Below are 12150 nucleotides of genomic sequence, written 5' to 3' on the forward strand. Positions count from 1 at the left end.
ATTTAAAAGCCCCACACAGAGTGATCTGGTGGGGCTTTTTTGTGCCTGTCTGCAGCGGTGGATTCAACTCCAGCCCAGCATCACGCCGTCAGCGTATGGTCAGCCTCCCCGAACCAGGTGCGCACCAGATCGGTACCGCTCGTACCCGTGTTGGCAAGGACCGCCACATCGGCGAAGTTCGTACCATTGGCTGCGCCATCGGCATCCACCTGCACGGTGATATCGCTGCCTGATTGCGCCAGTTGGACGAAGTCGGACGCCTGGCTGATACCACTAACGAAGTTGGCACTAAGTAGCGCGGAGAGGTCGAGTGAGTCGCCTTCGGCGAAGTTGTAGTCGAGGATGGTATCCCCGCCTTCAGCCTCGTTGAGGTAGGCGAACACATCGGCTCCCGCGCCACCACTGAGCGTGTCCTCCCCGCCACGACCCGCGAGGATGTCGTTGCCGTCGCTGCCACTGAGTACGTCCGCCGCCATGCTGCCCACCAGCGTGCCGCTGGATGCGCCGTTGTAACTGACCTGGGTGCCGGTCTCGCCGCCGGTGACCTGGAAGTCCTCCACCGTGTAGTGTCCCAGCAGGTTCACCTCGGCCCGATGCACGCCGTCGTCCACCGTCAGCAGGCCGCCAGCGCCAGAGGCGTTGGCGCTATAGCTGAGCTGGGTGTTGGCGCCGAAGGCGAGATCGCCGAAGGTCAGCATGTCATCGCTTTCCAGACCGAGGATGCCGACCAGCGAGCTTGCCGCTTCGGCCTGTGCGATCACCAGCGTCCCCGCGCCTTCGCCGTGGAAGGCGACAGACCCATGTACTGCGCCATCGAAGCTCAGGGTCGCGTCGCCGTCGATAGTGGCGCTGCCATTGCCTATCACGTCGGCCAGCAGGCGCATGTCGCCACCGTTGGCCCATAAGTGGCCAGAGTTGTCGACCGCACTGGCCACCGTCATGCCGCCTTCACCGGTGGATTCCAGCACTCCGCTATTGGTGATGGTGTGGCTGCCGGTGTCGAGCACCAGGCTGTTCAGCCCGCTGGCCAGGATCAGCCCCGCATTGACCAGCACCATCTGCCCGGCGCCCAACTGTCCTGCACCGGAAATACGGTTGTCGGCATTGGTCAGAACGGTGTCGGCGCTGCCGCCGAAAATCACGTTTTGCGCACTGTCGGATAGCAATACCTGGCCGCCACCGGTCAAGGTCGCACCGCGGAAAAGAATTTCCAGCTCGGTTTCGCTGCCGGTCGAGCCGAGTTCGATGGTGCCGCTGTTTTGGATGCTGCCCCCGAACGGCATGATCGCGCCGTCGGAAATGGTGAGGGTGCCGGTATTGGTCATGACCGGGTCCACATCGAACTGGAAGTTCGCTTCGCTCAAGTCCGCCGCATCCACTCCTTTCAGGGTGACCGACTGGCCGGAGCCGATGCTGACCAGCGCATTGCCGTTGGCGTCGTTAGTGATATTCAAATCAGCAAAGCTGGTGATGCCCGTGAAGCCGATCAAGTCGATCTTGTCCGCCGTGACATCGAAACTGTAGATCTGGTTGTTACCGATCGGCTGGGCGAAGACGAAAGTGTCGGCACCGGACGAGCCAGTCAGGTTGTCGTCAGCGGACAAGGCGAAGATCGGCGCGCCGGGGGCAAAGGCCTCAACGTTATTGAACACATAGGAGCTGCCCACACTGCCGTCGGCGTTGGTCCAGGTCATGTTGATGTGGAGCACCGCGGCGCCCGTGAAGCCTTCTGGTGTTGTCACGGTCAATGCGCCGGGATCACTGGTCTGCACGGTCCAGCTGCCGTCGCCGTTGTTGGTTCCGGTGTTTAGAATCCAATTTGACGGAACGTCGGTAACTGTGACAACAAAGCTGTCGCTCAGGCCTGCGGATGGATCGGCAATCGCAAGGTTTATCGCTTCTCCGGACACTCCCGCAGGGTAAGTCAGGCTAATGCTTGTTGCAGCACTAACGTTGCCTGCCGCGTCCGTAGCCGTGACAAATAGCGTCTTGGTACCCGTAAACTTGCCATCCAAATCAATATTGGCGAATTGACCGCCGGTATTGGTCGTTCCGGTCCCAATTTCTGTGTCGCCGGCGCCAAATACGCCGTTGCCATTGTCCAGGTAAACCTTAATGGATGAGTTTGCCTCGGCGCTCCCTGAAAGCTTATGGTTTGGGCCACCGGTCTTGTTGTAAGTCAGCCCAGTTGGTGACGCTGGCGGTGTCATATCAACTGGAGTCTCAACGACATTCTGCACATTCACCGTAATCGTCTGGGTGTCGGTTCCGCCATTGCCGTCCGCCACCAGAACGTCCACAACATAGGCATTGTCACCGTCAGCACCACCGACATCCTGGGCATTCTCGTAATCCGGCGCCGAATTGAACGTCAGCACCCCGCTTGAACTGATCGAGAACTTGCTGAAGTCCGTCCCGGCCGTATTCAGGATCGAGTAACTCAGGGTTTGCGCCGGAAGATCAACATCGGTCGCCGCCACTGTCGTGACCGCCGCAGTGTTCTCCGCCACGTTGACCGAAGCCGTCGCACCACCGCCGTTGGAGGTGATCGTTGGCGAATCATTGCTGCCGTTGATAGTCACCGTCACCGCAGTCGCGGTGCCGTCCGCACTGAGTACCGTGAAGGTGTCGCTCAGGCTGTCGCCGACATTAAGTGAGTCGAAGGCCGAGTTGGCGGTATAGCTCCAGTTGCCCGCGGCATCGATGGCGAAGGTTCCGTTGGTGCCGGTGGTACCGGATTGGGCCTGGAAGGTTTCCAGGCTGTCGACATCGCTGATGGTGAGGGTGCCAGTCGTGGTCAGTGGGGCATTGGTTTCGGTCAGCGTGACGCTGGCGGAGGACAGCACGGCGGCGTCGTTGCTGCCTTTGATGGTGACGGTTACCGCGGTTGCGGTGCCGTCGGCACTGAGTACCGTGAAGGTGTCGGTCAGGCTGTCGCCGACATTCAGTGAGTCGAAGGCCGAGTTGGCGGTATAGCTCCAGTTGCCCGCGGCATCGATGGCGAAGGTTCCGTTGGTGCCGGTGGTACCGGATTGGGCCTGGAAGGTTTCCAGGCTGTCGACATCGCTGATGGTGAGGGTGCCAGTCGTGGTCAGTGGGGCATTGGTTTCGGTCAGCGTGACGCTGGCGGAGGACAGCACGGCGGCGTCGTTGCTGCCTTTGATGGTGACGGTTACCGCGGTTGCGGTGCCGTCGGCACTGAGTACCGTGAAGGTGTCGGTCAGGCTGTCGCCGACATTCAGTGTGTCGAAGGCTGAGTTGGCGGTATAGCTCCAGTTACCCGCGGTGTTGATGGCGAAGGTTCCGTTGGCGCCAGCGGTACCGGATTGGGCCTGGAAGGTTTCCGGGCTGTCGATGTCGCTGATGGTCAGGGTGGCACCGGTGGTCAGCGGAGCATTGGTTTCGGTCAGCGTGACGCTAGCCGAGGACAGCACGGCGGCATCGTTGCTCCCAAGGATATGCACGGTGACTGAGGTGACGGTGCCGTCGGCGCTGCTCACGGCGAAGGTGTCGGTGTAGGTGGTGCCGGCGACGAACTCGTTGTGGGCGGAATCGGCGATGTAGGTCCAGGCACCGCCGGTGCCGATGGAGAACTGGCCGTAACTGCCGGCGGTGTTGGCCTGGGCGACGAAGGTTGCGGCGCTGTCGACGTCGCTGATGGTGAGGGTGCCGGAGGTGCTCAGCGGGGCATTGGTCTCGGTCAGCGTGACGTTGGCCGAGGACAACACGGCTGCATCGTTGCTGCCGGTGATGGTGATGGTCACCGTCTGCACCGCCGAGGCAGCGTTAGCTGCGCCGCTGTCGTCGGTGGCAACCACCGCGTACGAGAAGCTGATGGTTTCACCCGCGCCGAGGAAGTCGAGGTTCTGATTGCTGCTGTAGTCCCAGCTGTTCTGGTCGACCGAGAAACCGGCCACCAGTGCCGAGGCCACGCCCGCATTGAGCGTACCACCGCTCCAGGCGATGTCGCCGTTGGCGGTCTGCGACACGGTCACCGTATCGGTGCTGTCCAGATCGGCAAAACTCAGCGCGCCGCTGTCGCTCAGGGTGGCGTTGCCGTTGCCTTCGTTCATCGCTCCAGTGCTGTCGGCCATCGTCAGCGTTGGCTGGTCGTTGGTACCGGTAATGGTGATGGTGACGGTCTGTGTTGCCGAGGCAGCGTTAGCTGCGCCGCTGTCGTCGGTGGCAACCACCGCGTACGAGAAGCTGATGGTTTCACCCGCGCCGAGGAAGTCGAGGTTCTGATTGCTGCTGTAGTCCCAGCTGTTCTGGTCGACCGAGAAACCGGCCACCAGTGCCGAGGCCACGCCCGCATTGAGCGTACCACCGCTCCAGGCGATGTCGCCGTTGGCGGTCTGCGACACGGTCACCGTATCGGTGCTGTCCAGATCGGCAAAACTCAGCGCGCCGCTGTCGCTCAGGGTGGCGTTGCCGTTGCCTTCGTTCATCGCTCCAGTGCTGTCGGCCATCGTCAGCGTTGGCTGGTCGTTGGTACCGGTAATGGTGATGGTGACGGTCTGTGTTGCCGAGGCAGCGTTAGCCGTGCCGCTATCGTCGGTGGCAACCACCGCGTACGAGAAGGTGATGGTTTCACCCGCGCCGAGGAAGTCGAGATTCTGATTGCTGCTGTAGTCCCAGCTGTTCTGGTCGACCGAGAAACCGGCCACCAGTGCCGAGGCCACGCCCGCATTGAGCGTACCACTGCTCCAGGCGATGTCGCCGTTGGCGGTCTGCGACACGGTCACCGTATCGGTGCTGTCCAGATCGGCAAAACTCAGGGCGCCGCTGTCGCTCAGGGTGGCGGTGCCGTTGCCTTCGCTCATCGCCCCGGTGCTGTCGGTAATCGTCAGCGTTGGCTGGTCGTTGGTGCCGGTGATCGTGATGGTGACGGTCTGTGTTGCCGAGGCAGCGTTAGCCGTGCCGCTATCGTCGGTGGCAACCACCGCGTACGAGAAGGTGATGGTTTCACCCGCGCCGAGGAAATCGAGGTTCTGATTGCTGCTGTAGTCCCAGCTGTTCTGGTCGACCGAGAAGCCGGCCACCAGTGCCGAGGCCACGCCCGCATTGAGCGTACCACCGCTCCAGGCGATGTCGCCGTTGGCGGTCTGCGATACGGTCACCGTGTCGTTGCTGTCCAGATCGGCAAAGCTCAGGGCGCCGCTGTCGCTCAGGGTGGCGGTGCCGTTGCCTTCATTCATCGCTCCAGTGCTGTCGGCCATCGTCAGCGTTGGCTGGTCGTTGGTACCGGTAATGGTGATGGTGACGGTCTGCACCGCACCGTCGCCGATCGCCACGTTATAGGTTTGGGTGACGATCTGTCCTTCGCCGAGGAACTGCAGGGCGGTGTTATTCACCGCGAAGTTCCAGCCCAGCGAACCGCTGCCGGTGCCGGTGCTGTCGCTAAGTGGATTGGTGGTGAAGCTGCCCAGATAACCGGAAGCGCCCGGCGTGACGCTGACGCTGTGGGTTTCGATCAGGTCGACGTCGGTGAAGGTGATGTTGCCGCTGGCTGCGTAGTCGCCGCTGTCTTCCCCTGCATCGCCGGCCTGCACGCCGCTGGTGATCTGCACCTGATCGTTGATGCCGGTAATCGTGATGGTCACGGTCTGCACCGCGCCGTCGCCGATCGCCACGTTATAGGTTTGGGTGACGCTCTGGCCTTCGCCGAGGAACTGCAACGCGGTGTTGTTCACCGCGAAGTTCCAACCCAGCGAACCGTTGCCCGTACCGGTGCTGTCGCTCAGTGGGTCGGTGGTGAAGCTGCCCAGATAGCCGGAAGCGCCCGGCGTGACAGTGACGCTGTGGGTGTCGATCAGGTCGACGTCGGCGAAGGTGATGCTGCCGCTGGCCGCGTAGTCGCCGCTGTCTTCCCCGGCATCGCCGGCCTGCACGCCGCTGGTGATCTGCACCTGATCGTTGATGCCGGTAATCGTGATGGTCACGGTCTGCACCGCACCGTCGCCGATCGCCACGTTATAGGTTTGGGTGACGATCTGGCCTTCGCCGAGGAACTGCAGGGCGGTGTTATTCACCGCGAAGTTCCAGCCCAGCGAACCGCTGCCGGTGCCGGTGCTGTCGCTAAGTGGATTGGTGGTGAAGCTGCCCAGATAACCGGAAGCGCCCGGCGTGACGCTGACGCTGTGGGTGTCGATCAGGTCGACGTCGGCGAAGGTGATGCTGCCGCTGGCCGCGTAGTTGCCGCTGTCTTCCCCGGCATCGTCGGCCTGCACGCCGCTGGTGATCTGCACCTGATCGTTGATGCCGGTAATCGTGATGGTCACGGTCTGCAGCGCGCCGTCGCCGATCGCCACGTTATAGGTTTGGGTGACGCTCTGGCCTTCGCCGAGGAACTGCAACGCGGTGTTGTTCACCGCGAAGTTCCACCCCAGCGAACCGCTGCCCGTGCCGGTGCTGTCGCTCAATGGATCGGTGGTGAAGCTGCCCAAATAGCCGGAAGCACCCGGTGTGACAGTGACGCTGTGGGTGTCGATCAGGTCGACGTCGGTGAAGGTGATGCTGCCGCTGGCTGCGTAGTCGCCGCTGTCTTCCCCGGCATCGCCGGCCTGCACGCCGCTGGTGATCTGCACTTGGTCGTTGGTGCCGGTGATAGTGATAGTCACATTCTGCGTGGTCGATGAGCCGTGCCCGTCACTGATGGTGACCACATAGGTTTCAGTAACTGTCTGCCCCTGGGCCAGGGATTGGGCTGCCGCATTATCCAGGGTGTAAGTCCAGTTAATCGTGCCGTCGGCTGCGTTGGCCGCTTCAGTTACTGATGCAAGGGTGAAGTTGCCCAGCGCGGTGGCATTGCCTCCCGCAGCGACGAAAGAGGCGGTATGCGTGTCACTCAGGTCAACATCGCTAAAGGCAATAGTGCCTGTCGCGCTCAGCGAGTCGGTCGGGCTCGGCGTCGTGGTCGCATCTTCGGTTACCGTGCCAGCCTGCACGCCGATGCTCATCGTCACACTGTCATTCATGCCAGCGAACTGCACCTGCGCAGTGGCCCAGCTGAGCGTGCCGTTGCCGAGACGAATCGCATAGGTAAAGGTGTCCGTCAGGGACCCTCCACCCGCCAGCGATTGAAGTTGTGCCTTGAAAGCAGTCGACAACGTAGCGGCGTCGTAGCCGACCTTGCCATCCGACGTAATCCAGATCTTTGCCCCATTGGAACTGGTATCAGTACTCGTCGCCTCAATTCTGCCCGTGTCCTGGATCAGGAGATCGGCCGGCGCATAAACCTTGGTGGCAGTCGAAAGACTGGTCGCGTCATCGAGTGACCACAGTGTCTTTGCGCTGCCGCCGAGGTCATTGGACATGACGTCCAGGTACACGACCCCCAGCAGGTCTTCAGTGATGGCAGTGGTGCTCGTACCAATAACACCGGTAGTGAAAATGTCGTCCTGCGCCTGTGGAGTGTTTGAAAGCGAAGTAACGGTGCCGCCGCTGGTCGTTGTGGTGGTAGCCATGTCTTTCTCCCGAAAATGCCAGTTTTTATTTTTAGAATCGCCAGGGACTGCTAACAGGATGAAGTCCCGTTCTTGCACCGCTCAGGTTGTTGAGGAGCGGTGTGAGTCGGCCCCCGGACATCGGCCAGCTGACGGGACAGGCGCTGCCGGCAGAGGCGCGCGGGTATTACGGGGGTGGAAAAGTTTGCCGCGCTTGAGCTGCGGATCGCAGGACAAGTCGGGCGAACGTGGACGCCAGCCTGAGGCTGCGCTGCGCATGGCACGCAATAGACTGAGAGTACCCATAGGGGAGGGACTCCTGGAGAAAGGCTGGGTGAGGCCGTGTTTTGGAGCAGCACCGACTCAGGGATACGGCCTTTCCTGATATCAGTTTGATGTGTGTTTAGTTGTGGGGTCAGGCTTTGTAAAGGTGTTAACCGCAGCTAACAGTGCGATGTGCCAATATTCCGACGGGCGGGTGTGCTGGTGTCAATATTATGTCGATTTGTTTTTGGCGAAGAGGGCGGGGAAGGGCCTTGAATACTCGACACTGGCGCGGCTTGAATGAGCTGAAACCCAAGTGGGGCATGGGCTGGCTGAATCGTACCGGCCCTGAGATTCCATAAAATCTCAGCATTCAGCTGTTAAAAAAGCCCGCCAGGGCATTTGCTTTGGCGGGATTTTTTACGCCCGAACCACCCGACGACTTACATGGAGAGCCTGTCATGACAGCCAAATACGCAATTGCACTCCCGCCGCTTCAAGGGAACGCGACTACTGGCCGATAACCTGAACGGTCGCTGTCATTTTTACTTCTGGCGGCCGGCAATGTCATCACGGGTTTATGCGAAATTGCTTGATAGCCTATGGCCTCTCGCTATCATCTGCGCGCCAAAAATGGCCGCGAAACTGAGCGCGCCCGTGTGGTTGCCTTTGGGTTGTTCTTCTTAAATTGCCTGGAAATCTTCGATGCTGTCGTATCACCAAAAAAGCTTTCTGATCGTCGATGATTTCTCGGATTTCCGCAGTTCCGTCAGGTCCATGCTGCGGGAGCTGGGCGTCAAGGACGTCGACACCGCCGATACCGGTGAACAGGCGCTGCGCATGTGCTCGCAGAAGTCCTACGACTTCATCCTGCAGGACTTTCACCTGGGCGATGGCAAGAAGAACGGTCAGCAGGTGCTCGAAGACCTGATGATCGAGAAGCTGATCAGCCATGAAAGCGTGTTTGTCATGGTCACTGCCGAAACCAGCCAAGCCATGGTGCTCAGCGCACTGGAGCACGAGCCTGATGCTTACCTGACCAAGCCGTTCAACCGTTCCGGCCTGGCCCAGCGCCTGGAGCGACTGGAACAGCGCAAAACCTTGCTCAAACCGATCCTGCAAGCGCTTGACCGGGGCAAACCGGTTGAAGTGCTCAATGCCTGCATCGCCCTGTGTAAACAAGACATTCGTTATTCGCCGCTGTGCTTGCGTTACCGCGCCGATGCATTGCGCGACTTGAACCAGAACGAAGCGCTGGAGCGTCTGTACGACAGCATCATTGCTGATCGACCTTTGCCATGGGCGTTTGCCGGGTTGGGCCAGTTGCTGTTCAAACGCGGCCAGGTCAGCCAGGCCAAGGGCGTTTACGAAAAAGCCCTGAAAGTCTTCCCGATGATGCCGGCCCTCTACGACGGCATGGCCGATGTGCTGGTCGCCGAAGGGGATACCAAGGGCGCGCAGAGAGTCTTGGAAGAGGCTATTCGCCTGTCGCCGCTGGCGGTGCGCCGGCAAGCGTTGCTGGGCAAGCTGGCGATGACCAACGAGGATTTCGATACGGCCTCCAAAGCCTATCGTCAGGCCGTGGCCCAAGGGGCGCAGTCACGTTTCAAGGATGCGGAAAGCAACCTCGGCCTGGCCCATGCCTTGATCAGCAAAGGCAGTGAGAAAGGGCTGGATACCCGGACCCGCCTTGAAATCAATACCACGCTCAGTGCGGTGGCGAAGGAGAACCCTTCCGATCCCGGCCTGCAGATACGTGCGCGACTGATGAAAGCCACCAGCCTGCTGCTCAACGATGCCGAAACCGCCGAGAAGCTCACCGAGCAGGCGATGATTCGCCTCGATGGCATGGAGCAGTTCATGAGCGCCGAAGCGGCACTGCTGGTGGCCAAGCAGCTGCAAATGCTCGGACAGGCGAATGCCGGCGCGTCGATGCTGAAAAACTGTGCGGAAATCTACGGCGACGATCCGACCGTGATGAAAGGCATCGCCAAGCTGACCGACGACCCGACCATCCTCAACTCCGGCAACGCGGCCGCCGACCTCAACCGGCAAGGCGTGCGGGTGTACAAGACCGGCAACCTGGTGGAAGCCCGGGATGTATTCCGCAAAGCCCTGGCGCTGCAACCGAAGAACATCAGTATCGCCCTGAACATGGCGCAGTCATTGCTGCATGGCACCGACACCAATGTGCCGTCGGCCGAACTGGAGGAATGTCGCACCTGCCTGAAAACCGTCGGCCTGATGCCCGATACCGACGCGCGTTTTCCGCGCTACCAGAAACTGAAAATCAAGGCGTTCGGCGAATGATCGACAGCGAACCGTCACTCGACTTCTCCACGGTAATTGCCTCCACCGTGCACGACATGAAGAACTCTCTGGCCATGCTGATGCAGGCACACAGTCAATGGCTGGCGCGTTTGCCTGAGCCCGAGCGGCACACCCCGGAGCAAGGCGTGATCGAGTTCGAGTTCGCCCACCTCAATGGCATGCTGGTGCAGTTGCTGGGGCTGTATAAGCTCGGCGTCAACCAGATGCCGTTGCAGCCGGCCTATCATGAGCTGGATGACTTCATTGAGGCGCAACTGGCGGCTCACCAAGAAGTGTTCGCCAGCCGCGGCATCATCGCGACGTACGAAGTGGACCCGTTGAGCCCGCTGGGTTTCTTCGATCGGGAACTGATTGCCTCGGTGCTTGCCAATTGCATCAACAACGCCATTCGCTATGCTCGCCATGCCTTGTTGATCAGCGTCAGCGATGAAGCCGGGCAACTGGTGCTGACCATCAACGACGATGGCGAGGGTTACCCGCCCGAGATGATCGAACGTCAGGCCGATTATGTGCAGGGCATCAACCACAGCAGTGGTAGTACTGGCTTGGGCCTGTACTTTGCCGGGCGGATTGCCGCATTGCATCAGCGCAATGGCGTGGGCGGACGCACCGAAATCAGTAATGGCGGCCCATTGGGCGGCGGTGTGTTCAGCCTTTACCTTCCCTGAATAGCTTTTTGTTTGACGCTGCTTGATATTCCGAACAGCCGGAGCCTATTTTGTACGAGTCGCCGTTCGCGGCTCGTACAACAACAAGGATTGCGTCATGACAACCGATGGCCATCGTTCACTCGCGCAGCGATTGACGGGCATTGATGAGATTGAATGTGTCACGCCGGACCTGAACGGCGTACCACGCGGTAAGGTGATGACCGCCGAAGGATTTCTTGAAGGGCGGCGTTTGCAGATGGCGCGGGGAGTGCTGTTGCAATGCATCATGGGCGGTTATCCGCCAGCGCGCTTTTATGGCAGCGATGATGGCGACCTGGCGTTGGTGCCTGATCCCGCGCAGATCCACCGCTTGCCCTGGAGCTCGCAGCCTCGGGCGCTGGCCATTTGTGATGCGGACGAATTGACTGGCGAGAGCTCGCCATTGTCGACCCGCGGCCAACTCAAGGCCGTGATCGCTCGATACGCCGCCCTGGGGCTGGCGCCGGTGGTGGCGACCGAGCTGGAGTTCTTCGTCTTCGCGCCCAACCCTGACCCGACGCAACCCTTCCAGCCACCACTGGGCCTGGACGGTCGTCGTGAGTACGGTCATTCGGCGTTCAGCGTCAGTTCCAATAACGGCTTGCGGCCGTTCTTCAATGAAGTCTACGAATGCATGGCGGCGCTGGGCTTGCCGCGCGATACCTTCATGCACGAGATGGGCGTCAGCCAATTCGAGATCAACCTGCTGCATGGCGATCCGTTGCTGCTGGCCGACCAGACCTTGTTGTTCAAGCATCTGCTCAAGGAAGTGGCGCTCAAGCATGGCCTGACCGTGGTCTGCATGGCCAAGCCGTTGGCTCACACCCCGGGCAGTTCGATGCATATTCACCAGAGCATCGTCGAGATCGGCAGCGGGCGTAACGTGTTCAGCGACAAGGCCGGCGAGCCGACCGCGACCTTCCGTCATTTTATCGGTGGTCAGCAGGCCGGTATGGCTGATTTCACCGCGCTGTTTGCGCCGAACGTGAACTCTTATCAGCGCCTGTGCCATCCTTTCGCATCGCCGAATAATGCTTGCTGGTCCCACGACAATCGCGCGGCCGGACTACGCATTCCGGCCAGTTCACCGGTCGCTCGTCGGGTCGAGAATCGCTTGCCGGGGGCCGATGCCAATCCGTATCTGGCGATCGCCGCGAGCCTGGCCGCGGGGCTGTATGGCATCGAAAACAAACTGGAGCCGAGCGAGCCGATCCAGGGTGAGTTCGTTGTGCCGGATAATCTTTCGTTGCCGTGTACCTTGCATGCCGCTCTTGAACGTCTGAAACGTAGCCAATTGGCGAAGGAACTGTTCGGCAAGGAGTTCATCGAAGGCTACATCGCTTCGAAGACCATGGAGTTGACCAGCTTCTTTGATGAAATTACTCCCTGGGAACGGCGTGTTCTAGCAGCCCAGGCCTGAC

The 12150-nt window shown here is 60.5% G+C and carries 4 protein-coding genes; 3 read left to right on the forward strand and 1 reads right to left on the reverse strand.

Annotated elements, in window-relative coordinates; genetic code table 11:
* Positions 1–80: 80 nt before the first annotated feature.
* Complete coding sequence (locus CKW20_RS03265; protein ID WP_095051635.1) at positions 81–7466, reverse strand: VCBS domain-containing protein; 7386 nt, start codon at positions 7464–7466, stop codon at positions 81–83.
* A 948-nt stretch (positions 7467–8414) separates the two neighbouring features.
* Here CKW20_RS03265 and CKW20_RS03270 point away from each other — a divergent pair.
* The 3 genes from CKW20_RS03270 to CKW20_RS03280 all read left to right on the forward strand — a co-directional run bounded on the left by CKW20_RS03270 (position 8415) and on the right by CKW20_RS03280 (position 12149).
* Entirely contained in the window at positions 8415–10019 is a 1605-nt protein-coding gene (locus CKW20_RS03270; protein ID WP_095051636.1) for a tetratricopeptide repeat-containing response regulator, read from the forward strand.
* Complete coding sequence (locus tag CKW20_RS03275; protein ID WP_095051637.1) at positions 10016–10708, forward strand: sensor histidine kinase KdpD; 693 nt, start codon at positions 10016–10018, stop codon at positions 10706–10708. Before CKW20_RS03270 ends, CKW20_RS03275 begins: the two co-directional genes overlap by 4 nt.
* Before the next feature lie 199 nt (positions 10709–10907).
* Entirely contained in the window at positions 10908–12149 is a 1242-nt protein-coding gene (locus tag CKW20_RS03280) for a glutamine synthetase family protein (RefSeq protein WP_176466867.1), read from the forward strand.
* Position 12150: the final 1 nt, after the last annotated feature.

This window comes from Pseudomonas sp. Irchel s3b2 (genome assembly GCF_900187445.1).
In the GTDB taxonomy this organism is placed as follows: domain Bacteria; phylum Pseudomonadota; class Gammaproteobacteria; order Pseudomonadales; family Pseudomonadaceae; genus Aquipseudomonas.

Bases quoted from the DNA above. Each gene is read 5' to 3' on its own strand.
- CKW20_RS03270 (WP_095051636.1), top strand. From the start codon at position 8,415: ATGCTGTCGTATCACCAAAAAAGCTTTCTGATCGTCGATGATTTCTCG.
- CKW20_RS03280 (WP_176466867.1), top strand. From the start codon at position 10,908: ATGACCGCCGAAGGATTTCTTGAAGGGCGGCGTTTGCAGATGGCGCGG.
- CKW20_RS03275 (WP_095051637.1), top strand. From the start codon at position 10,016: ATGATCGACAGCGAACCGTCACTCGACTTCTCCACGGTAATTGCCTCC.
- CKW20_RS03265 (WP_095051635.1), bottom strand. From the start codon at position 7,466: ATGGCTACCACCACAACGACCAGCGGCGGCACCGTTACTTCGCTTTCA.